Consider the following 21,261-nt stretch of genomic DNA (forward strand, 5'->3'; position numbering starts at 1 on the left):
AACCTTTATTATTTAAAATAGTGTAACTTTAGAGTATGGGAAGAAATAACGAGCGAAACATTAAAAAGCATAACGATAAACTTCACAAAGAACAAGATAAAGCGAAAGCTAAGAAAGTACTGCGTGAAGAAAAATTGAAAGAAATTGCACGAAAGTTTAACGATGCTAAACAATAATGACCTATGACTATTTGCTATTGTGGAAATCACCTATCGTTTGAAGAATGTTGTAAACCTTACATTACAGGTTTAAAAAATGCACCAACAGCAGAAGCATTAATGCGTTCTAGATACAGTGCTTACGCTACAGCTGCAATTGATTATTTAGTTAAAACCACTCATAGTTCGACACGAAAAAATCATAAAAAATCTGAAATTGAAAGTTGGTCAAAATGTAACAAATGGCTGAAATTAGAACTTCTTGAAGTAACCGAATCTACTGTTGCATTCAAGGCCTATTTTTTAGACAATCGATTGAAAGAGCAAATCCATCAGGAACATTCAAATTTTATATTTGAAAATGACAAATGGTTTTATGTTGATGGAGTTTATTGATGATCAGATTTTTTTAATCGGAATCCAAATTTCTTCTTCCGAATTACTATCATTATTTTTATATTTATCTCCTAAAATTTCAAATTGCGGACGATTATCTAATTCATATTCTGAGTTTGGCAACCATTCGGTATAAATTGAATTGAAAAAAGCAGCGGCATTTTTTTGATCACCTTTGTAATTAAAAACGGCATACAATCCCTCCTCAATTTCTAAAATTTCCATATCATCTGGAACCGAATCAAAATTGGAAACTGCAACTGCAGCCCATTTCACAAAATGTGTAGTAGGTTGAAAATCAAAATTATCTGGATTGATTTGGATGTTATACAATTCTGAACCTATACTATTTGAAATTTCTTTTCGTCTTGGCATAAAACTACTCCATAATTCGAATACACGATAATCAGCATAAGTAAACGAACTATTTTTACCTATGAAATTTGTCTTTGGGAACGTTTTTATTGTTGGCTTCATTCTTCAAAAATAAAAAAACCTTTCAATATCGAAAGGTTTTCTTGGTTTTTTATAACGATCCGTTACTTTTTAAAATTTTACTGAAAAACAAAAGATGATATGGTAACGCGTTGTCCCAATATTCCCAAGTATGCGCACCAGGTCTTTCGGTATATTCATGTGGAATTTTGTTATAGAGTAATCTTCGACGCAGTTCTCTGTTGCTTTCAATTAAAAAATCATCAACACCACAATCGATGATTAATGGCATTTTGTTATTTTTAAATAAATCAATTTTTTCTACAACTGCATATCTTTTATACGCAGCTGGCGATGTAACTTCGTCACCTAAAATTGGTCCAAATAACGTTTTGGTGCGTTCAATACCTTCAGGATTTAGCATGATATTCATATCCACTGCGCCACTCATACTTCCTGCTGCACAAAAAAGTTCAGGATGTTTGCTCGATAAGTACAAAGCACCATGTCCGCCCATAGAGAGTCCGGTTATAACACGTCCATTTTTAGTAGCAATTGTTCGGTAAGTTGCATCTACTTTTTGAATAACTTCTTGCGTTATGAAAGTTTCAAATTGGCTTTCTTTATTCACTGGACTATCAATATAAAAACTAAATGTTTCACCTTCGGGCATTACAATTATCATGTTGTATTGATCGGCTAAGTCGGTTACCAAATTTTTATTTGGTGTACTTTTTAACCAATCACGAAAATGACCATAAGCACCATGAAGTAAATACAAAACAGGATAATTCGTTTTTCCTTTTGCGTACGAATTTGGAGTAACAACAGCAGCATTGTAGGATTTATTCATTGCTTTACTTACAATTTGGAGTGTATCCACTTTGGCCGCAAAAGTTACATTACTTAGAAAAAGAATTAGAGCTACTGCTAAATAGTATTTTTTCATGATTGATATTTTTTTATAAATATATAGATTTTTTTTTAATGGTAATTTTATAACGTTACATCTTTACTATATAATGACTTACTACATTGTTCTTGGTAATTTTACCAAACACTATTCAAAACAAAACATTATGAAAATCGAAAAAATTCTAGGAACAGTATTAATCTTAATTTCACTTTATGTTGGTTATTTAGGAATCGATAAAGTTTCCAACAACAGTAAAGAAGTCAAAGTTTTAGGATTAGAAATAGATGCTTCAAACGAATCTGGGAAAGAAAAAGGATATCTGTTTATTGGTCTTGCTGTGGTACTTTTCGCCGGCGGATTGTATTCTATAAATAAAAAATAAAATTTATAAATGAAGACCTTCATTATTGAAGGTCTTTATTTCTATTTAATCTTCTTAAATTTTAAAAAATTGATATCTTCTATTTGTACCACTATATAGCTATTATTTATTAATTAAAATTATAGGCTAGCATAATTTCAAAACGAAAAAGATCGGTAGTAAACGAATCATTCCTATTGAACTGTGTTGGAACAACATACTCTGTATATCTATTTTTCTTCCCAAATAAATATCCAATTTGCGTATCAATAGTCCATTTTTTAGATTCTCCTAAAACGAATAAAGTTCCAATTGCTGGTCCAAACAAATTATATTTAGTTTCTCGATGATAATAATCGTGAGGATAATTTCTATCATTATCAACAGTTCTTTTACCATTTTTATAAGATGTAGAAACATATGGTACTACTAGTTTTTCTTTAAGAAAATTGAAATCAAAATAATATTTATACTCAATAATAAATGAAATATCTTTGTCATAAGTGTAGTCTATTGATTCATAATTATTTGCTGTATCTTCTCTATGCGGCGTAAAAACATTGTAAATAAATTTGACTCCGAGTGATTGATTTTTTAAAAATCCTTTCTCCAAACCAACAATTGAACCAAAACCACCATCTAACAAATTTAAATAAGCACATCCTTTAACAGCAAATGTGTTACTAGAATTTTCTCTACTAAAAGGTGTTTGAGCAAAAGAAAATGAAGTTATAAAAATCAAAAAGTATTTATACATAGATGTTATTTGATTTAAACAAATCTAAATAATTTATAATAAAAAACCTTCCATTTCTGAAAGGTCTTTTGTCTATTTTTTTTCTAAATTATTTATTACATATTTCTTCTATACTGACCACCAACTTCAAACAATCCATTAGTGATTTGACCTAACGAACAAACTTTGGTTGCGTCCATTAATAATTCGAACAGGTTTTCGTTTTTGATGGCTGCCGTTTGTAATAATTCTATTTGTTCGGCAACTTTATCAGCACTTGATTTTTGTAAATTGGTCAACATATCTATTTGATATTGCTTCTCCTCTTCTGTCGCACGAATAACTTCTGCTGGAATTACCGTAGGTGAACCTTTAGAACTCAAGAACGTATTGACACCAATAATTGGGAATTCACCCGTATGTTTCAACGTTTCGTAGTACAACGACTCTTCTTGAATTTTACTTCTTTGGTACATGGTTTCCATTGCGCCTAAAACTCCTCCACGCTCTGTTATTCTGTCAAATTCTTGCAAAACTGCATCTTCCACTAAATCGGTTAATTCCTCAATAATGAACGAACCTTGAATTGGATTTTCGTTTTTCGCCAAACCTAATTCTTTATTGATAATCAACTGGATCGCCATTGCTCTACGAACCGATTCTTCCGTTGGAGTTGTAATTGCTTCGTCATATGCATTGGTATGCAACGAGTTACAGTTGTCATAAATTGCATACAACGCTTGTAAGGTCGTACGAATATCGTTGAAATCAATTTCTTGTGCGTGTAACGAACGACCAGATGTTTGAATATGGTATTTCAACATTTGCGCTCTTTCGTTGGCACCGTATTTATTTTTCATGGCTTTCGCCCAAATTTTACGCGCCACACGACCAATCACAGCATATTCTGGATCGATTCCGTTTGAGAAAAAGAAGGATAAATTTGGTCCAAAGTCGTTGATGTTCATGCCACGACTTAAATAATATTCCACGTAAGTGAAACCATTAGAAAGTGTAAAAGCCAACTGCGTTATAGGATTTGCTCCAGCTTCGGCAATATGATAACCCGAAATTGAAACTGAATAGAAATTACGAACATTCTGCTTGATGAAATATTCTTGGACGTCACCCATTAATCGCAAGGCAAATTCTGTAGAAAAAATACACGTATTCTGCGCTTGATCTTCCTTTAAAATATCTGCTTGAACCGTTCCACGAACTTGTGCTAATGTTTTAATTTTGATATCGTTGTAAACATCCAAAGGTAAAACTTGATCTCCACTTACTCCCAAAAGCATCAAACCTAAACCATTATTTCCATCTGGCAAATCACCTTGGTATTTTGGTCGGATAGTACCTTTTTTCTTGTAAATTTCGTTGATGGTATTTTCAACTTCGTCTTCAAGACTGTTTTCGATAATGTATTTTTCACAATTCTGATCGATGGCAGCATTCATGAAAAACCCAAGTAACATTGGTGCTGGACCATTAATTGTCATCGAAACCGAAGTTAACGGATGACTCAAATCAAATCCTGAATACAATTTTTTAGCATCGTCCAAACAACAAATTGAAACTCCGGCATTACCGATTTTTCCATAAATATCAGGACGAATATGTGGATCGTTTCCGTATAAAGTTACAGAGTCAAAAGCTGTAGAAAGACGTTTTGCTGGCAATCCAGCAGAAACATAATGAAAACGTTTGTTGGTACGTTCTGGCCCGCCTTCACCAGCAAACATTCGGCTTGGATCTTCACCTTCTCGCTTAAACGGATACAATCCTGATGCAAATGGAAATTCTCCTGGAACATTTTCTTGTAAATTCCATTTTAAAATATCACCCCAAGCTTGGTACTTTGGTAACGATATTTTCGGAATTTGAGAATGTGATAAACTTTCGGTGTGTGTAGCAATTTTGATTTCCTTATCGCGAACTTTAAAACTATAAAACGGATTTTTGTATTTAGCTACTTTTTCATCCCAAGTAAGAATCACTTCCCAATTGTAAGGATCCAAATTCATTTTTACTCGGTCGAATTCTTTTACCAAAAGATTTAAAAATTCGTTTCTATTTTCATCTTTTGAATGCAGAATTGTTTCTTCGATTCCGGCTTTTGTTAACGTTGGTTTGCTTCCAAAAACGGTTTCGATGGTTTTGTAGATTCCGTATAATTTTTGTGCTACCTCAACTTGAGAAAGTGCAACTTCGTCGTATTTTCTATTATTTTCTGCAATTTCAGATAAATAACGCGTTCTGTGTGGCGGAATTACAAATATCTTCTCGCTCATTTCACGCGTAATTTCGAACGTCGATTTTAAATCGGCTCCGGTTTTTTCTACAATTTTATCCATGATAGATTTGTAGAGCGTGTTCATACCTGGGTCATTAAATTGTGACGCGATAGTTCCAAAAATTGGCATCGTATCTACATTTTCATCCCACAAATTATGATTGCGCTGGTATTGTTTTTTAACATCACGGATGGCATCTAAAGCACCACGCTTGTCAAATTTATTTAATGCTACTAAATCGGCAAAATCCAACATATCGATTTTTTCCAATTGCGTTGCAGCGCCGAATTCTGGTGTCATAACATATAGCGAAACATCCGAGTGATCCATAATTTCGGTATCACTTTGACCAATTCCTGAAGTTTCTAAAATGATGATATCGTATTTTGCAGCTTTCAAAACTTCAATCGCTTCGTTTACATACTTCGACAAAGCCAAATTCGATTGACGTGTTGCCAACGATCGCATGTATACTCTAGAATTATTGATAGCATTCATACGAATTCTATCGCCCAAAAGTGCGCCACCAGTTTTACGTTTTGATGGATCGACAGAAATTAGTCCGATGGTTTTCTCTGGAAAATCGATTAAAAATCGTCTTACTAATTCGTCTACTAATGATGATTTTCCTGCGCCACCAGTTCCTGTAATTCCTAGAACCGGAATTTTATTGGTTTCATTTTTCTTGTGAATTTCATCAAAAGCCGCTTTTGCAATTTCAGGAAAATTCTCTGCTGCTGAAATTAATCGTGCAATTGCAGTTGGATTTTTATCTTCAATATGGGCTAATTCATCAGTTAGTTTATCACCAATTGGATAATCGGAACGCTGTACTAAATCGTTAATCATTCCTTGCAATCCCATGGCACGACCATCATCTGGCGAATAAATTCTTTCGATGCCGTATTCGTGTAATTCTGAAATTTCAGATGGCAAAATAACGCCGCCACCGCCACCAAAAATCTTGATATGACCTGCTCCTTTTTCTTTTAGCAAATCGTAGATATATTTGAAATATTCATTATGTCCGCCTTGATACGATGTCATTGCAATGGCATTGGCATCTTCTTGAATTGCAGTATTTACAACTTCTTCAACACTTCTATCGTGACCAAGGTGAATAACTTCAACACCTGTTGATTGAATAATTCGACGCATGATATTTATGGCAGCATCGTGACCATCAAAAAGTGATGCAGCAGTAACAATTCTTACTTTATTTTTAGGAATATAAGGAGTTTGTGGTTCCATTTGTAATTTTTAATCGATTTTAGGTGTGCAATTTACGAATTTAATAATTTTTATAGTGATTTATCAAATGGAATTTACTGGAAAGTTTCAGTATTAAACAAAAATCTTTGTTAACAAAGAAGCGCGCTTGAATTTGAGGCATTATATTTGTATTGCAAGTAAAAAAAAATTGACATGAAAAAAATTATTTTATTGCTGTTAACAGCAACTTCATTTTCTGGATGTGCTGAAATGCAACAAATTGGAAATCAATTGCCAGGAATTTTAAATCAAGGTAACGTTGATATTGCTGGTGGATTAAAAGAAGCCTTAAATAATGGAATTGAAAAACAAGTTGTAAAATTGACCGCTGTAGATGGATTTTACAAAAACGAAGCTGTAAAAATTCTAATGCCAGAAGAACTTAAAAAGGTAGATCAAGCGCTTCGTCGCATTGGCTTATCTTCTTTAGCAGATGAAGGTCAGAAAATGCTAAATCGCGCTGCAGAAGATGCGGTTAAAGAAGCAACTCCAATATTTGTAAGCGCCATAAAGGGAATGAGTTTTACCGATGCCAAAACGATTTTGCTAGGAAATGAAAGTGCTGCTACTTCGTATTTACAAAATAGTACCACTACCGCTTTGTATGGAAAATTTAATCCAGTTATTAAAAATTCTTTTGCGAAAGTTGGTGCCGATAAAGTTTGGGCAAACATAATTTCTAAATACAATGCACTTCCTTTAGTTAAAAAAGTGAATCCCGACTTAACCGATTACACCACTACAAAAGCCTTAGAAGGTGTTTTTAAAATGGTTGCTGTTGAGGAAAAAAACATTCGAACCAATATTAATGCTAGAAGTTCAGACTTGTTAAAGAAAGTCTTTGCTATGCAGGATAAGAAATAATTTTTTATAGAGTTGCAAATTTCTAATCTTTTATATAGTAATTTGCAACTTCTTCTTTTATAAAAATGAATTCAGAAAACATACTTTCAACTTCTAATTTAAGCATTGGTTATAAAACTAAAAATGCCGAAAATAGTATTGCTTCGAATCTAAATTTAAATTTGCAAGTAGGAAAACTTATTAGCCTAGTTGGTGCCAATGGTATAGGAAAATCAACGCTATTGAGAACATTAACAGGCATTCAAAAACCATTGTCTGGAACTATTTTCCTTAATACAAAAGATATTCAAAACTATACTACAATTGAATTGGCACAAAATTTAAGTGTTGTTTTAACCGAAAAATTACCCACTAGTAATTTAACCGTTTTCGACTTAATTGCCTTGGGAAGACAACCTTACACTGATTGGCTAGGCAAGCTATCAGATGAAGATGTAACCAAAATAAATACAGCAATATCTTTGACTGAAATTGCTCATTTATCTAATAAAAAATATCATGAAATAAGTGATGGACAGCTTCAAAAAGTTTTGATTGCTAGAGCTTTAGCACAAGACACTCCTTTAATAATATTAGACGAGCCAACAACTCACTTGGATTTATTGCACAAGGTTTCAGTATTCAAACTTTTGAAAAAACTTTCTCAAGAAACTCAAAAATGTATTTTATTTTCTACACATGATATTGATTTAGCTATTCAATTATCGGATGAAATGATTGTGATGACCGAAAATTCAATGCATCACGACCAACCGTGTAACTTAATTTCTGATGGTGTTTTTGATACACTTTTCAAAAATGAAAATATATTTTTTGATGCTTCAAAAGGAAAATTTATTGTAAACTAATTTGCCTTTTGGCTTCTCCAACTACAAAAGCAACAGAATTGGCAATATTAAAACTTCGAATTAATTTACTCATCGGAATGGTTAAATGATTTTCAAAAAGCGATAAAACTTCTTGACTTAAACCAACGCTTTCTTTTCCAAAAACCAACCAATCACCGTCTCTGAATTGATTTTCATAAATAGATTGTGTGGCATGTGAACTCATCAAAAACACCCGAGACGCATCTGGAATTACCTCCATCCATTCTGAAATATTTTGGTACTCTGTAACATCTAGATGAACCCAATAATCTAAACCCGATCGCTTAAGGTTTTTATCGTTTATAACAAATCCAAACGGATGTATTAAATGCAATCTACTTTCTGTACCCACGCACAAACGACCAATGTTTCCTGTGTTATTCGGAATTTCTGGCTCAACCAAAACTATATTTAACATTCTAAATTTTTTATTTTAATGATCTAATTATTTATAATTCGAAATCGGTTACTTCTAGAACTTCACCAGGTTTTAAATCGTTTAAACCTACATTTCCAATTCGTATTCGAAGTAATCTTAAAGTTGGAAATCCAACGGCAGAAGTCATTTTTCTCACTTGTCTAAATTTACCTTCTCTAATTGTTATGGAAAGCCATGAAGTTGGTCCGTGACGATCATCTCGTATTTTTTTTGCTCTTTCGGGAAAACTTGGAGTTGTTTCTAAACGATGAGCTTTACATTTTTTAGTTACATACTTTTTACCATTAAAACCTATTTCAACGCCTGCTTGTAAAAGATCGATAGCTTCCTGAGAGATAACTCCATCAACTTGAACATAATATTCCTTTTCAACTTTTTTACTACGAACCATTTCGCTCATCATTCCATCAGTAGTTAGCAATAACAAACCCTCAGAATCTTCATCTAATCGTCCGATAGCCATTGTGTTTTCAGGAAAATCATACAACTCACCAAGTAATTTTTTAGGACGCTTTAATTCATAAATAAACTGTGATAAAAATCCGTAGGGTTTAAATAGGATAAAATGCCTGGAATGACTCACTTTTCTAAAGTTTATAGTTACATTATGAACTTACTTTTAGTTAAATTTTACTTAACAAAAAATATGAATTATGTAAATCTAAGTTAAAATTATATAAATACAAAAAACAAAAATAACGCTAATTTTACGATATAAATAATTTAAAATTGCGACGCTATGAAAACTTTAATTTTATTTTTATCTGTGTTTTTTTTAATGGTATTTGGATATGTTTTCACGAATAACATCCAAGATTCTAACGATACCAATTATTTGATTTTTATGGCGCTATTAATTATTTCAATGTTAATATGTATTGTGGTATTTATTCTTAATTTTCCTAATATCAATAGAAATAAAAGACGATTAAAATCCTTAATTTACAACAGTTATTCGGAAAGAAGAGTTAAAAATGATGGTTTTGACAAACAGTATTCTTATATCAACAATTAACCGGTTTTATGAATAGTTTTTTTATATTTACCTTTTAAAAAATCATTCATGAACGCCACGATTTTAACAATTATCGTATTTGTAATTGCATTATTTATTGGGATTCTTTTTGGAAAATTATTTTTTACTGCATCTTCAAAATCAGATAAAATTTCGCTTGAAGAAAGAACCAATGGATTGTTGGCGCAAATAAATCAGTTAAAAGAGCACTTTCAAAACGAAAGAAATCAATTTGAAAAACAAATTGAAGCCGACAAATTGCACTACGAACGATTACTTGTAGTTTCTAACTCCGAGAAAGAAACTATTCGAAACGAGAAAGAATCATTAGCGATTCAATTGTCAAAAAAAGAAACCGATTTCGAAAATCTTTGGGAACGAAACAAAGAACAAAAGCAAGAAGTAGAACAGCTTCAAGAAAAATTTAGTAAAGAATTTGAAAATTTGGCTAACAAAATTCTAGAAGAAAAAACCAATAAATTTACCGAACAAAATAAAGAAAATTTAAAAAACATTTTGTCGCCTTTGCAAGACAAAATTCATTTATTTGAAAAAAAGGTAGAAGACACTCACAAAGAAAGCATTGATTATCACGCAGCATTGCGCCAACAGATTATTGGTCTTCGTGATATGAACGAACAGATGAGTAAAGAAACTTTAAATCTTACCAAAGCTCTGAAAGGCGATTCTAAGATGCAAGGCAATTGGGGTGAATTGGTATTGGAACGCGTTTTAGAAAAATCGGGTTTAGAAAAAAATAGAGAATACTTTGTACAGCAAAGTCATGTTGCAGAAAATGGAACCAGAGTTTTCCCTGATGTAGTGCTTAATCTACCAGATGGTAAAAAAATGATAGTCGACTCGAAAGTAACTTTAACCGCTTACGAACGTTATATAAATGAAGAAGATGGTACTTTAAAAAATTCGTATTTGAGAGAACATGTACTTTCGATCAACCGACATGTAGAACAATTGGGCAACAAAAATTATCATGATTTATATCAAATGGAAAGCCCTGATTTCGTGCTACTTTTTATCCCTATTGAATCGGCTTTTGCAATTGCTCTAAACGAAGATACTACATTGTACAATAAAGCATTCGAAAAAAACATAATTATTGTAACACCATCAACATTGCTGGCTACACTTCGCACTATTGACAGTATGTGGACCAATCAAAAACAACAAGAAAATGCTATTGAAATTGCTAGACAAGCTGGCGCTTTGTATGACAAATTTGAAGGATTTGTATTAGATTTAGTCAAAATAGGCAAAAAAATGGATGAAGCCAAAGTAGAATATCAAGGTGCAATGAACAAGCTTGTAGATGGAAAGGGAAATCTTATTACAAGCGTAGAAAAATTAAAAAAAATGGGTGCTAAAGCAAAAAAAGCATTACCCGATAATATTATAAATAGAGCTACAATATTAGAAAATGAATTAACCGAATCTGAAAAAATTTCAGAATAATAAATACAAATACTATGTTACGAAAAATCATGTTTTATGCAGTACTAGCTGTTTCAATTGTATCTATTGCTTATTTTGCATTTGTGTACTATGCCACATACAGTGAAGGAGTTAGAAGTGGCGAATTAATAAAAATAAGCAGTAAAGGTTATGTTTTTAAAACTTGGGAAGGCGAAATAAGCCAAGGAATTTCTGGTGCACAAATATTCAAATTTTCAGTACTAGATAGTGAGCAAAAAGTAATTGACGATTTAAAAACACTGCAAGGTCAATATGTAAAAGTATCCTACAAAGAACGGTACCGAACGTTTCCTTGGTGGGGTGATACGCATTATTACATTACCTCAGTTGAAAAAGAAAAATCACCATTCAATTTTAAATAAGTTCTATGTCGGAATTTAAAACAGTACAATCTTCAAAAATTACAATATCAGAATTAATGTTGCCATCGCATACCAACTTTTCTGGAAAAATTCACGGTGGTTATATATTGTCATTGTTAGATCAAATAGCTTTTGCTTGTGCGAGCAAATATTCGGGTAACTATTGTGTAACAGCATCTGTTGATACCGTAGATTTTTTAAACCCAATAGAAGTTGGCGAACTTGTGACTATGAAAGCGAGTGTAAACTATGTGGGAAATAGTTCAATGATTGTGGGTATCAAAGTGGATGCTGAGAACATTCAAAGTGGAAAAATAAAACACTGCAACTCTAGTTACTTTACAATGGTTGCTAAAGATGAAAATGGCAAAAATATTCGAGTTCCAAAATTAATATTATCCAACTTTGAAGAAGTCCGTCGTTTTTATAATTGTGTCAAACAAATTGCTCTAAAAAAAGATAGAAATCTTCATGAAGAGATTTTTGATTACAAATCGGAAGAAGCCATAGCAAATCTTTCAAAGTACAATGTGAAAGTTGCTGTTTTTTAAGTTTTTTATGAGATATTTCGGAACAATTGTGATAATAAAATAAGTTAATCTAATTATTTTTAACAACTTAAGATTTTTTTTATATTTTTGGCTAATTCAAACCAAAACTATGAAGAAATATTACTTATTGGCACTAGTGCTATTTTTTTTAACCACATTAATAATTTCATGTACCGATTCTGAAAATGATGACGATTATGTAGAAGTATCTCCAGTAACAGTTGACCTTACGCAAGTTCCTTACCCGAAACTATCTGATTATCATTTTTTTGATGGAGAAATGAAAAATCAAAATCCTTCTTTAAATGTGCTTCCTTATGAACCAGCGAGTTCACTATTTACAGATTATGCTAAGAAAAAACGCTTCGTTTGGATGCCAGACGGAACTACATCAACATTTAATGGTGATGAAAAAACGCTTGAGCTTCCTGTTGGCGCAGCTTTAATCAAAACATTTTATTACGATAACGTTCAAAATATAACACCTGTTGGAGGAACTAGAATCATTGAAACTAGAATCATGATTCGAAAAACTTCGGGTTGGATATTTGCCGATTATATTTGGAATGCAGAACAAACAGAAGCCTTTTACAGTTTAGAAGGAAGTTTTACTGAGGTTTCATGGAAAGATGAAAACAATGTAGTGAAGAGTGCTAATTATAGAATACCTAACGAAGTTCAATGCATCATTTGTCATAAAACCAATAAAGTTATCAATGGAGTTACCACGGCAGTTAATGTACCAATAGGCATAAAGCCGCAAAACTTAAACTTTAGTAAAAACTATGGTTCAACTAACGTAAATCAGTTAACTAAATGGATTCAAGAAGGATATCTTACTGATAATTTCGCATTACCATCAGCACAAAACACTACTGTTGATTACAAAGACACCTCTAAATCTATCGAACTTAGAGCAAGATCTTATGTAGATATAAATTGTGCGCATTGCCACCAAACCGATCATCATTGTGATTATAGACCAATGCGATTTTCATTTAAAGAAACAGGCGAACCTAATGGCGTAGGAAATACTAATATGGGAGTTTGCGTTACAACACAAGATTTACAAGATTTTCCACCAGCACTTAGTTCAATAGTAAAACCAGGGAATATTGATCGTTCAATGTTGTATTACAGATTGAATACAGATAATGAAAATTACAGAATGCCTTTGCACGGAAGAACCATTATTCATGAAGAAGGCGTTGCACTAATTGAACAATGGATCAACTCATTACAAGCTTGCCCTTAACCTAACCCAAAATAATAAACCAACCTTATGAAAAAAATTACTTTACTAATTTGTTTACTTTTTTTAGTACAAATTTCAAAAGCACAAAATACCTGTAGTACTTCGCAAGCTATAACAACAGCTGGAATATTTGCTGTTGGTGTAATTAATGGTACTCAAGTTCCATCACCGTTGTGTGATGCGTCAAATGGTGCTATACCTGCTGCCAATATTCCTGCAGGCGAATGGTATGCCTACACACCTTCGCAAAATTATACTGTTACTGTAACTACAGACATCGCAGCAAATACACCACGAAAAGACACAAGGTTTCACGTTTACACAGGTACATGTAGCAACCTAGTGTGTTATTCAGGTGATGATGACACAGGATCCAATTATTCATCAGTAGCAACATTTAATGTAATTGCTGGAACAACCTACTACATTGCTTTTGACAACCGATGGTTAAATACCAGTAGCAATACAGGATTTTCATTTCAATTAATTCAAAATCCATTTGTAGCTCCTATCCCTACTCCAATTACCTACACTACACAAACTGTCAATACAATCAACAGTACCTATAATTTGGGAGTCGTAGATATGAATAACGACCATAAAGATGATATCGTTGGAGTTAGTTCTAATAATTTAAGAATCCATTATCAAGTACCAACTGCAGGTAGTTTCACTCCAACCGATTTTGCATTTACAAATGTGAGTAATATGCCCAATTGGAGTTTGGCTGCTGGAGATTACAATAAAGATGGGTATAATGACATCGTTCTTGGTGGTGGAAGTGGTTTATCGATATTAAGATCTAACAGTACGGGTACTGCTTACACCGGAATTACACCTGGTCAATACATTTTTTGTCAAAGAACAAATTTTGCTGATTTAAATAATGATGGAAATTTAGATATTTTTTCATGCCATGATATTGCACCAAATGTTTATTACTTAAACGATGCATCTGGAAATTTAACTCATTACCAATCATCAGTTACTCCTGGAGCAATGAGTATTGGATCAGGAGGCGGAAATTACGCCACACTTTTTACCGATTTTGACAATGATGGTGATTCTGATGTTTTTATTTCAAAATGTTCTGGACCACCATGCGAACTTCATCGAAATGACGGAAACGGAGTTTACACCAATATTTCTGCAATTGCTCAAATAAATGTAACACCGATACAAACATGGTCGTCTGCAATTGCCGATTTTGATAATGACGGCGATATGGATATTATTATTACAGCAAGTGCTGGAACACATCGTTATTTTAGAAACAATTTAAATACATCCAATAGTGTTGAAGAAGCTTACAGTAATATTACTGCTGGAAGTGGATGGGATACAAATGCATCGGTAAACATTGACAATATTGCTTACGATTTTGATAACAACGGATTTGTAGATGTTCTTGGTGCAAGCGGAAAAATAATGTTCAACCAAGGCAACAGTACTTTTGCACCGGTAAATTATAGTGGAATTAGCGTTGGTGCAGTTGGAGATTTAAACAATGATGGATTTATAGATTTCCTAAACGGTTCAACTATAAGATATGCCGTTCCAAATGCTAATAATTGGATAAAAGTAGCTCTTAATGGAGTTCAAAGTAACAAAAACGGAATTGGAGCTAGAGTTGCTATTTATGGTGCTTGGGGCAAACAAATAAGAGATATAAGAAGTGGTGAAGGATTTAAATACATGAGTTCATTGAATGCGCATTTTGGCTTAGGAACATCAAATAGTATTAGTCAAATAGTCATTACTTGGCCATCAGGAATTGTAGATACAATTGTAAATCCGAGTATAAATCAAACTTTACTTGTTAACGAAGGTTCAACACTTAACAATTCAAATTTTGCAATAAATAATAGTATAATTTATCCAAATCCAGCAAAAGATAGTATATCAGTTCAATTACCAAACTCAGCAACTATTTCTTCAATTCAAATTATGGATTTATTAGGGAAAACTATTGCTAAACCAAGTTTAGATAATAACAGTATATCTGTTCAAGACTTAAGTATTGGCACCTATATTTTAGTTATTAAAGATGTTGATGGCTTATCGTACTCTCAAAAATTCATAAAAGAATAACTAAAAGTAATTACAATAAAAAAGTCCCATCAATTTTAAATATTGATGGGACTTTTTTTAACTCAATTATATTAAAATACTCTAGCCAAGTTGAATCCGAAAAATACATCACCTTTAGTCCAATCTCCCGTAGTTTGACCTAAATATCCTGCTTCATGAATTCCTTGAGAGCTTGTAAAGTGCATTTGAAAAACGTGGCCACCAGTTTCTAAATCAAAACCTATAGATAGTGGATTCTTGTAAACAGAATTTGATGCACGATTCAAATGTGCAGCATAATCAATATTTAAAGACCATCTTTTTGTCAATTTGTATCTTCCTCCAAGACCAATGGCATATTGTGAGTTATCTTGTTCGTCGTTATCCACAAAGTTTTCATGAAAAAAAGTTGGAGCAACTTCTAGCGATAATTTTTCAGAAAATTTTCTTGAAATTAGCAATTGTGATACATAAATCAATCGGTTGTCAAAAGTTAATTTTGGATAAAGACTTTCTTTCAATGTATTGTTTATTGCCAAACTGTTAAACCCAACAACAGATACTGGAAAACCATCTTTAACTTGACTTTTTAAATTGTATTTTACAGAAAAATCATAAGCTAACTCATTTCTTGCTCCACTAATAGTCAACCATTCGGTTAAACCATACAAAAATTTTATTTGAGTGTTCGCATTATCTAAACCATAAAATCCTTCAAATCCATCTTTTACCGAACCAAAACGATGCGCAACTATAAAATACAAATCACCTTTAGCTGCTAACTTTGTAGATTCTAAATTTACAATTTTCAAACCTTTAAAGGCTGATGAAACATTTTCCTTAACACTTGTAGAGTCAACACCAGCAAGCAGGTCTTCTTGTGAAAAAGACAAAAAAGGAATTAATAATAATAACGATACGATTTTTTTCATGATACTTATTTATAAGCTTAAACTAATTATATACTACTTTACAACACTAATTTGATCTAATTTAAATTCTTCTAGCAAATCATCAAAACCGATAAATCTACCTTTAATTTTAACAACTTTTCCAACTGCAAGATCTGTTGGTAACGATTCGTTAAAAGTTCCATACAATTTGTCATCTAGAACGATACCTTTAGTTTCAGTATCTACATTGGTAATTTTTCCTACAACTTCAATTGTTTTATCTTGGTATTTTAGATTAGCAATGCTATCATTTTCTAAAAATTCAGTTTTTAATTTTAAAACTGTAATTTCAAAATCTGACTTTTCTGTAGCAATATTTCGATGGTCTTTATAAGCATATAAATAAACTAGAGTTCCTACAAAAATTAAAAAAATTACTACTAAACCTATTTTTTTCTTCATATTGCTGTGAATTATTTTATACAATGAGTTACGAAAATTTTTTAGTTTTGGATTTTAAGCATTTTCAAACAATTTCATTTAAATACTTAATAAATAAAACTAAAAAGAAAATGTTTACGTAATTGTATCATATAAATACTTAGTAAAAGTATTTAAAATTTTAAAATATTTTTATACTTTTAAATAAAATTGCAATTAGTACTAAATCTGATAAATAAAAAAAATACTATGAAATTTAAAATTCTTTTCTCGACAATAATTTTAGCTACCGCTTTTTCAAGTTGTACTAACGATAGCGTTGATGATTTAATAGGTGATACCGTTATCACTGGCGAAGTAAAATACACCCAAAATGTTAAATCTATAATTGACAATAATTGTATTTCTTGCCATGGTGCAGTTCCAACTAATGGTGCGCCAATGCCATTAGTTACCTATGCACAAGTGAAAGATGCCTACGAAAATAGAGGATTACTTGATAGAATGCAACGTCAAAACGGAGATGGATTATTAATGCCACAAGGCGGACCACGATTACCACAAAGTACTATCGACGTAATAGTTCAATGGAATGCAGACGGATTACAAGAATAAATTTTTAAAAAAAAAGCTATGAAAAAAATAAGTTTAATCCTAAGTTTATTCTTAGTTAGTACCTTGGCTATCGCGCAAGATAAGTTAATGTCTAAATCGGGTAAGATAACGCTAGAAGCATCTGTACCAGCATTTGAAGAAATTAAAGCAACAAACAATGGCGTAACCGTAGTTTTGAACCCAAAAACTGGAGAAATTGCAAGTTTAGCCTTAATGAAGGGCTTTCGATTTAAAATTGCATTGATGGAAGAACATTTCAACGAAAATTATGTAGAAAGCGATAAATATCCAAAAGCTACTTTTAAAGGTAAAATTGATAATTTTGATGCCACTGCATTAACCACCACTGCCAAAGATTATACTATAAAAGGTAAGATGGAAATACATGGAAAAACTAAAGACATTACAGTAATTGCCAAAATAAAAAAGACCGATGCTGGAATCGAAATTGTATCGAACTTTTCAATATTAGCAAGTGATTATGATATTAAAATACCATCAGTAGTTAAAAATAAAGTTTCTAATAAAATAAATTTAAAATTAGAAGCCACAGTCAAATAATAGTAAACCTCCTTTTTAGGAGGTTTTTTTATAAATCTACTTTCTTAAAAGAATTCAATTTATCCAAATCAATAATAGTTACGGTATTGGCATTGTTCTCAAAATACATTACATCAAACTTTGCACCGTACACAACTTCATCAAAAATATAAGAAGTACTAGCTGCAACTGTAGTGCAAAACATATCATCAAACGTTTTGATAAAAACCATAATTTCACCCTCAATCGATTTAAAATCAGATTCAGAAAAACCATAAAACGGACTACTTTCCACAATCGGATGCACCAATGTCCAACTCAAAGTTAATGCATTAATTTTATGCAATTCTAAATCGAGCGTATAAAATTTATTAACCATTTTCCCATTTTCCTCAACCACCATCCCCAGCGTTATTTTGGCTTCAGCATCAGTAAAATTGGTGTTTTTGTAAGGAGCCAATCGCACCATCAATGCCCTTCCATCTTTGTAAGGTGCAATAATTGCATTATGAGAAAACTTTAGAAAAGCAATTGGTCGGCTAAACCTTCCAAAAAACAGTCCTGTTGCTATCGCAAAACTCAATAAACCAACTAATGCTTCCACTGCAGACAAAGCACTGGTTAAAAATCCGTTCGGACTTATATGACCATAACCCACAGTAGTAAAGGTTTGCGCACTAAAAAAATAAGCCTTACCAAACTTTACTATTTCAGAACCAGAAGTGTCAATACCGCTTAAATATTCAATTCCGATTGCAAAATATATACTTGCAAAAACAAAATTTACGGCAATATAAAAACTCAACAATATCAACAAAAACTTCCAAGCTGGCAACGAAATCATCGTATGGTACCAACTAATTCTGGCAAGAAAGTTCATACCTCTCTTTTCAATATTGGCCGAACCATCTTTATTCAAAAATCGACCACCATAACTTTGAGCATTGGTTCCAAAGCCAGTATTTTCATCGGCTTTAGCTTTACCATTAATTTTTTTCAATATCGCCATTGTACTATTTTTATTAGAAGTCAATCCAGCTTTTCGCTACAAGCATTTGTCTTAAAACTGCATTTTGTAAGCTGCAACAAGAGCTTCCGTTGGTCGCTTTGTTACAGCAACAAAAATAGCAATTTTAAAACAAATGGCTTTTCACTGCAATCTGGGCTAAACAAGAGCAATGTTTGGGCAAAATTCAGTACATTTGAGCATAAGTAAAACCCTATGAATACAAAAAATGATTTAAAATTTGCAGTACTAATTGATGCCGACAATGTACCGTATGCAAACGTAAAAGAAATGTTCGAAGAAATTGCAAAATACGGCACGCCAACATTTAAACGAATCTATGCCGATTGGACCAAACCTACTGTTTCTGGTTGGAAAAAAGTACTATTGGAAAACGCGATAACACCCATTCAACAATACAGTTATTCAACAGGAAAAAATGCCAGCGACAGTGCATTAATCATAGATGCAATGGATATTTTATATACCGGTAAAGTAGACGGTTTTTGTATAGTTTCTAGCGATTCCGACTTTACAAGACTTGCAACCAGACTTAGAGAAGCAGGAATGAAAGTAATAGGAATAGGAGAAAAGAAAACCCTAACACCTTTTATTACCGCGTGCGATAAATTTATTTACATCGAAATATTAAATAAAAATGAGCCTGAAGCCTTAACCGAAAACAACAATCCTAAAACAACAGTCAAAGCCAAGCAAAACAATCCGATTAGCAAAATTGACCCTAAAATAATCAAATTATTTTCGGATAGTATCTCCGACCTAGAAGATGAAAACGGCTGGGCGTTTCTGGGAGATTTAGGAAATTTGATGTTAAAAAAGAAACCCGATTTTGACTCTAGAAATTATGGCTTTCCTAAAATGTTAGCCTTACTTAGAAGCATGAATAAATTCGAAATAGACGAACGAGATAGCGGTAAAAACAATATCAAACACATCTATGTCAAGAGAAAACATTAGCCCGAAAATAAAAATATAACAACTTAAAGATAAGTTAAAAACTAATTTAAGAAAGTAAAAAAAATGTACTTTTAATAAAAAAATATTATGAAAAAAATTATTCTTCTTTCGGCAATTGCAGTAGCAATTATAGTAGCCTGTAAATCAGGTACTGAAACCAAAGCTAATGCAATAACAATTAATTTAGAATCCAAAAGCAAAAGCAATGTTACTGGTACCGCTACATTTTTTGAAAAAGATGGCAAAGTAGTTTTAGAAGCAAAAATTTCTGGATTACAACCAGGAACACATGCAATTCATATTCATGAAAAGGCCGATTGTTCTGCCGCAGATGCTACAAGCGCTGGAGGACATTGGAATCCAACCTTTAAAAAACATGGAAAATGGGGTGAAGCCGAACATCATAAAGGTGATATTGGAAATTTTACTACCGATCAATATGGTCAAGGAACAGTATCGTTCAGTACAGACGAATGGTGCATAGGTTGTGGAGATGCCAACAAAGATATACTAGGAAAAGGCTTAATAGTACATGCCGATCCTGACGATTTTACATCGCAACCAACAGGAAATGCTGGTGCTAGAGTTGCTTGTGCAGGAATAATAAAATAAGTATTACTTTTGGTTAAAAATTAAGGTATGCCAATTTTTTAGCATACCTTTTTTAATGAATTGAATGGAAGAAAAACAACTTTTATACTTTAAAAACTCGCAAGAATGGCGACTTTGGCTGCATGAAAATCACAATTCCTGCAAAGGTGTCTATCTACTTTTCTACAAAGTTAGTAGCACAAATGAAAGCATGCGATGGGAAGAAGCCGTACAAGTAGCAATATGTTACGGTTGGATTGACTCTACAGTTCGAAAAATTGATGATGAAAAACGAAAGCAACTTTTCACACCTAGAAAGGATAAAAGCGTTTGGAGCAAACTCAATAAAAGCTATATAGAAAAACTACTTCAAGAGAATCTTATTCATGAAAGTGGGTTACAAAAAATAGAAATTGCTAAAAAAAATGGTTCATGGCATTCTCTTGATGCAGTTGAAAGCCTAAGTATTCCTGCTGATTTAGAAAAGGCTTTTCAAGAAAACGAAGCTGCCTATTCAAATTATACTAATTTTAGTCCTTCGTACAGAAAAAGCTATTTATACTGGTTAAATCAGGCCAAAAGAGAAGAAACAAGAACTGCAAGAATTTCAGAAATCATTAGACTTTGCGAACAAAATAGCAAATCGAGACCTTAAATTATTTTTACGTTATTTTAATCAAAAAAGTCTAATGCCTAATAAATTTTCACGAATT

General features: G+C 32.4%; 25 protein-coding genes. 16 read left to right on the plus strand and 9 right to left on the minus strand.

Annotated elements, in window-relative coordinates:
• Window positions 1–35 precede the first annotated feature (35 nt).
• Both ACZ098_RS02775 and ACZ098_RS02780 read left to right on the plus strand, forming a co-directional pair.
• Window positions 36–176, plus strand: a complete 141-nt coding sequence (locus tag ACZ098_RS02775) for a hypothetical protein (RefSeq protein WP_487310205.1) — start codon at window positions 36–38, stop codon at window positions 174–176.
• Window positions 177–182: 6 nt separating this feature from the next.
• Window positions 183–554: a YchJ family protein gene (locus ACZ098_RS02780; RefSeq protein WP_487310206.1), complete on the plus strand. Its 372-nt coding sequence runs from the start codon at window positions 183–185 to the stop codon at window positions 552–554.
• A 3-nt stretch (window positions 555–557) separates the two neighbouring features.
• Here the strand turns inward: ACZ098_RS02780 and ACZ098_RS02785 are convergent, their stop codons facing one another.
• Together ACZ098_RS02785 and ACZ098_RS02790 are read right to left on the minus strand one after the other, a co-directional pair.
• On the minus strand, window positions 558–1,031 hold the full coding sequence (locus ACZ098_RS02785; RefSeq protein WP_487310207.1) for a GyrI-like domain-containing protein: 474 nt from the start codon (window positions 1,029–1,031) through the stop codon (window positions 558–560).
• Window positions 1,032–1,080: 49 nt separating this feature from the next.
• The gene (locus ACZ098_RS02790) at window positions 1,081–1,938 is read right to left on the minus strand and encodes an alpha/beta hydrolase (RefSeq protein ID WP_487310208.1); all 858 of its coding nucleotides are present in this window, start codon (window positions 1,936–1,938) and stop codon (window positions 1,081–1,083) included.
• Between the two features lie 130 nt (window positions 1,939–2,068).
• Here ACZ098_RS02790 and ACZ098_RS02795 point away from each other — a divergent pair, with 130 nt between their 5' ends.
• Entirely contained in the window at window positions 2,069–2,287 is a 219-nt protein-coding gene (locus ACZ098_RS02795; protein ID WP_487310209.1) for a DUF5963 family protein, read from the plus strand.
• A gap of 109 nt (window positions 2,288–2,396) precedes the next feature.
• On the opposite strand, the gene ACZ098_RS02800 is transcribed toward ACZ098_RS02795, so the two are convergent.
• Window positions 2,397–3,023, minus strand: coding sequence for a hypothetical protein (locus tag ACZ098_RS02800; RefSeq protein ID WP_487310210.1), 627 nt, complete (start codon window positions 3,021–3,023; stop codon window positions 2,397–2,399).
• A gap of 95 nt (window positions 3,024–3,118) precedes the next feature.
• On the minus strand, window positions 3,119–6,547 hold the full coding sequence (locus ACZ098_RS02805) for a methylmalonyl-CoA mutase family protein (protein ID WP_487310211.1): 3,429 nt from the start codon (window positions 6,545–6,547) through the stop codon (window positions 3,119–3,121).
• 174 nt (window positions 6,548–6,721) lie between these two features.
• On the opposite strand from ACZ098_RS02805, the gene ACZ098_RS02810 reads away from it, so the two are divergent.
• On the plus strand, window positions 6,722–7,432 hold the full coding sequence (locus ACZ098_RS02810) for a DUF4197 domain-containing protein (protein WP_487310212.1): 711 nt from the start codon (window positions 6,722–6,724) through the stop codon (window positions 7,430–7,432).
• Between the two features lie 65 nt (window positions 7,433–7,497).
• A complete protein-coding gene (locus tag ACZ098_RS02815) occupies window positions 7,498–8,280 on the plus strand; it encodes an ABC transporter ATP-binding protein (RefSeq protein ID WP_487310213.1) in 783 nt (260 codons plus the stop codon).
• Here the strand turns inward: ACZ098_RS02815 and ACZ098_RS02820 are convergent.
• Both ACZ098_RS02820 and ACZ098_RS02825 read right to left on the minus strand, forming a co-directional pair.
• The gene (locus ACZ098_RS02820; protein WP_487310214.1) at window positions 8,267–8,719 is read right to left on the minus strand and encodes a tRNA (cytidine(34)-2'-O)-methyltransferase; all 453 of its coding nucleotides are present in this window, start codon (window positions 8,717–8,719) and stop codon (window positions 8,267–8,269) included. The two genes, ACZ098_RS02815 and ACZ098_RS02820, sit on opposite strands and share 14 nt — an antisense overlap.
• Before the next feature lie 31 nt (window positions 8,720–8,750).
• A complete protein-coding gene (locus ACZ098_RS02825; protein WP_487310215.1) occupies window positions 8,751–9,323 on the minus strand; it encodes a pseudouridine synthase in 573 nt (190 codons plus the stop codon).
• 156 nt (window positions 9,324–9,479) lie between these two features.
• On the opposite strand from ACZ098_RS02825, the gene ACZ098_RS02830 reads away from it, so the two are divergent.
• The 6 genes from ACZ098_RS02830 (at window position 9,480) to ACZ098_RS02855 (ending at window position 15,505) form a co-directional block, all read left to right on the plus strand.
• Window positions 9,480–9,755, plus strand: a complete 276-nt coding sequence (locus ACZ098_RS02830; protein ID WP_487310216.1) for a hypothetical protein — start codon at window positions 9,480–9,482, stop codon at window positions 9,753–9,755.
• 48 nt (window positions 9,756–9,803) lie between these two features.
• Window positions 9,804–11,225 (plus strand): DNA recombination protein RmuC, encoded by a 1,422-nt coding sequence (locus tag ACZ098_RS02835; protein WP_487310217.1) that lies wholly within the window; start codon window positions 9,804–9,806, stop codon window positions 11,223–11,225.
• A gap of 14 nt (window positions 11,226–11,239) precedes the next feature.
• Entirely contained in the window at window positions 11,240–11,608 is a 369-nt protein-coding gene (locus tag ACZ098_RS02840; RefSeq protein ID WP_487310218.1) for a 6-phosphogluconate dehydrogenase, read from the plus strand.
• Between the two features lie 5 nt (window positions 11,609–11,613).
• A complete protein-coding gene (locus ACZ098_RS02845) occupies window positions 11,614–12,159 on the plus strand; it encodes an acyl-CoA thioesterase (RefSeq protein WP_487310219.1) in 546 nt (181 codons plus the stop codon).
• Window positions 12,160–12,268: 109 nt separating this feature from the next.
• Window positions 12,269–13,414: a hypothetical protein gene (locus ACZ098_RS02850; protein WP_487310220.1), complete on the plus strand. Its 1,146-nt coding sequence runs from the start codon at window positions 12,269–12,271 to the stop codon at window positions 13,412–13,414.
• A gap of 27 nt (window positions 13,415–13,441) precedes the next feature.
• Window positions 13,442–15,505 (plus strand): FG-GAP-like repeat-containing protein, encoded by a 2,064-nt coding sequence (locus ACZ098_RS02855; RefSeq protein ID WP_487310221.1) that lies wholly within the window; start codon window positions 13,442–13,444, stop codon window positions 15,503–15,505.
• Window positions 15,506–15,576: 71 nt separating this feature from the next.
• On the opposite strand, the gene ACZ098_RS02860 is transcribed toward ACZ098_RS02855, so the two are convergent.
• Complete coding sequence (locus ACZ098_RS02860; RefSeq protein ID WP_487310222.1) at window positions 15,577–16,416, minus strand: DUF5777 family beta-barrel protein; 840 nt, start codon at window positions 16,414–16,416, stop codon at window positions 15,577–15,579.
• A gap of 33 nt (window positions 16,417–16,449) precedes the next feature.
• A complete protein-coding gene (locus ACZ098_RS02865; RefSeq protein ID WP_487310223.1) occupies window positions 16,450–16,839 on the minus strand; it encodes an OB-fold protein in 390 nt (129 codons plus the stop codon).
• A 228-nt stretch (window positions 16,840–17,067) separates the two neighbouring features.
• Here ACZ098_RS02865 and ACZ098_RS02870 point away from each other — a divergent pair, with 228 nt between their 5' ends.
• Complete coding sequence (locus tag ACZ098_RS02870) at window positions 17,068–17,433, plus strand: hypothetical protein (protein WP_487310224.1); 366 nt, start codon at window positions 17,068–17,070, stop codon at window positions 17,431–17,433.
• A gap of 18 nt (window positions 17,434–17,451) precedes the next feature.
• Window positions 17,452–17,994 (plus strand): YceI family protein, encoded by a 543-nt coding sequence (locus ACZ098_RS02875; RefSeq protein ID WP_487310225.1) that lies wholly within the window; start codon window positions 17,452–17,454, stop codon window positions 17,992–17,994.
• 28 nt (window positions 17,995–18,022) lie between these two features.
• Here the strand turns inward: ACZ098_RS02875 and ACZ098_RS02880 are convergent, their stop codons facing one another.
• Window positions 18,023–18,982 (minus strand): ion channel, encoded by a 960-nt coding sequence (locus ACZ098_RS02880; protein ID WP_487310226.1) that lies wholly within the window; start codon window positions 18,980–18,982, stop codon window positions 18,023–18,025.
• A 213-nt stretch (window positions 18,983–19,195) separates the two neighbouring features.
• On the opposite strand from ACZ098_RS02880, the gene ACZ098_RS02885 reads away from it, so the two are divergent.
• The 3 genes from ACZ098_RS02885 to ACZ098_RS02895 all read left to right on the plus strand — a co-directional run bounded on the left by ACZ098_RS02885 (window position 19,196) and on the right by ACZ098_RS02895 (window position 21,203).
• Window positions 19,196–19,957: an NYN domain-containing protein gene (locus tag ACZ098_RS02885; RefSeq protein ID WP_487310227.1), complete on the plus strand. Its 762-nt coding sequence runs from the start codon at window positions 19,196–19,198 to the stop codon at window positions 19,955–19,957.
• An 87-nt stretch (window positions 19,958–20,044) separates the two neighbouring features.
• Window positions 20,045–20,569, plus strand: coding sequence for a superoxide dismutase family protein (locus ACZ098_RS02890; RefSeq protein ID WP_487310228.1), 525 nt, complete (start codon window positions 20,045–20,047; stop codon window positions 20,567–20,569).
• Between the two features lie 64 nt (window positions 20,570–20,633).
• Window positions 20,634–21,203, plus strand: a complete 570-nt coding sequence (locus tag ACZ098_RS02895; RefSeq protein WP_487310229.1) for a YdeI/OmpD-associated family protein — start codon at window positions 20,634–20,636, stop codon at window positions 21,201–21,203.
• The last annotated feature ends 58 nt before the right edge of the window (window positions 21,204–21,261 follow it).

This window comes from Flavobacterium sp. SP2 (assembly GCF_057626655.1).

What these genes read in the sequence shown, in the direction of transcription:
- ACZ098_RS02775 (WP_487310205.1), top strand. Translation starts at nt 36, where the DNA reads ATGGGAAGAAATAACGAGCGAAACATTAAAAAGCATAACGATAAACTT.
- ACZ098_RS02780 (WP_487310206.1), top strand. Translation starts at nt 183, where the DNA reads ATGACTATTTGCTATTGTGGAAATCACCTATCGTTTGAAGAATGTTGT.
- ACZ098_RS02785 (WP_487310207.1), bottom strand. Translation starts at nt 1,031, where the DNA reads ATGAAGCCAACAATAAAAACGTTCCCAAAGACAAATTTCATAGGTAAA.
- ACZ098_RS02790 (WP_487310208.1), bottom strand. Translation starts at nt 1,938, where the DNA reads ATGAAAAAATACTATTTAGCAGTAGCTCTAATTCTTTTTCTAAGTAAT.
- ACZ098_RS02795 (WP_487310209.1), top strand. Translation starts at nt 2,069, where the DNA reads ATGAAAATCGAAAAAATTCTAGGAACAGTATTAATCTTAATTTCACTT.
- ACZ098_RS02800 (WP_487310210.1), bottom strand. Translation starts at nt 3,023, where the DNA reads ATGTATAAATACTTTTTGATTTTTATAACTTCATTTTCTTTTGCTCAA.
- ACZ098_RS02805 (WP_487310211.1), bottom strand. Translation starts at nt 6,547, where the DNA reads ATGGAACCACAAACTCCTTATATTCCTAAAAATAAAGTAAGAATTGTT.
- ACZ098_RS02810 (WP_487310212.1), top strand. Translation starts at nt 6,722, where the DNA reads ATGAAAAAAATTATTTTATTGCTGTTAACAGCAACTTCATTTTCTGGA.
- ACZ098_RS02815 (WP_487310213.1), top strand. Translation starts at nt 7,498, where the DNA reads ATGAATTCAGAAAACATACTTTCAACTTCTAATTTAAGCATTGGTTAT.
- ACZ098_RS02820 (WP_487310214.1), bottom strand. Translation starts at nt 8,719, where the DNA reads ATGTTAAATATAGTTTTGGTTGAGCCAGAAATTCCGAATAACACAGGA.
- ACZ098_RS02830 (WP_487310216.1), top strand. Translation starts at nt 9,480, where the DNA reads ATGAAAACTTTAATTTTATTTTTATCTGTGTTTTTTTTAATGGTATTT.
- ACZ098_RS02835 (WP_487310217.1), top strand. Translation starts at nt 9,804, where the DNA reads ATGAACGCCACGATTTTAACAATTATCGTATTTGTAATTGCATTATTT.
- ACZ098_RS02840 (WP_487310218.1), top strand. Translation starts at nt 11,240, where the DNA reads ATGTTACGAAAAATCATGTTTTATGCAGTACTAGCTGTTTCAATTGTA.
- ACZ098_RS02845 (WP_487310219.1), top strand. Translation starts at nt 11,614, where the DNA reads ATGTCGGAATTTAAAACAGTACAATCTTCAAAAATTACAATATCAGAA.
- ACZ098_RS02850 (WP_487310220.1), top strand. Translation starts at nt 12,269, where the DNA reads ATGAAGAAATATTACTTATTGGCACTAGTGCTATTTTTTTTAACCACA.
- ACZ098_RS02855 (WP_487310221.1), top strand. Translation starts at nt 13,442, where the DNA reads ATGAAAAAAATTACTTTACTAATTTGTTTACTTTTTTTAGTACAAATT.
- ACZ098_RS02860 (WP_487310222.1), bottom strand. Translation starts at nt 16,416, where the DNA reads ATGAAAAAAATCGTATCGTTATTATTATTAATTCCTTTTTTGTCTTTT.
- ACZ098_RS02865 (WP_487310223.1), bottom strand. Translation starts at nt 16,839, where the DNA reads ATGAAGAAAAAAATAGGTTTAGTAGTAATTTTTTTAATTTTTGTAGGA.
- ACZ098_RS02870 (WP_487310224.1), top strand. Translation starts at nt 17,068, where the DNA reads ATGAAATTTAAAATTCTTTTCTCGACAATAATTTTAGCTACCGCTTTT.
- ACZ098_RS02875 (WP_487310225.1), top strand. Translation starts at nt 17,452, where the DNA reads ATGAAAAAAATAAGTTTAATCCTAAGTTTATTCTTAGTTAGTACCTTG.
- ACZ098_RS02880 (WP_487310226.1), bottom strand. Translation starts at nt 18,982, where the DNA reads ATGGCGATATTGAAAAAAATTAATGGTAAAGCTAAAGCCGATGAAAAT.
- ACZ098_RS02885 (WP_487310227.1), top strand. Translation starts at nt 19,196, where the DNA reads ATGAATACAAAAAATGATTTAAAATTTGCAGTACTAATTGATGCCGAC.
- ACZ098_RS02890 (WP_487310228.1), top strand. Translation starts at nt 20,045, where the DNA reads ATGAAAAAAATTATTCTTCTTTCGGCAATTGCAGTAGCAATTATAGTA.
- ACZ098_RS02895 (WP_487310229.1), top strand. Translation starts at nt 20,634, where the DNA reads ATGGAAGAAAAACAACTTTTATACTTTAAAAACTCGCAAGAATGGCGA.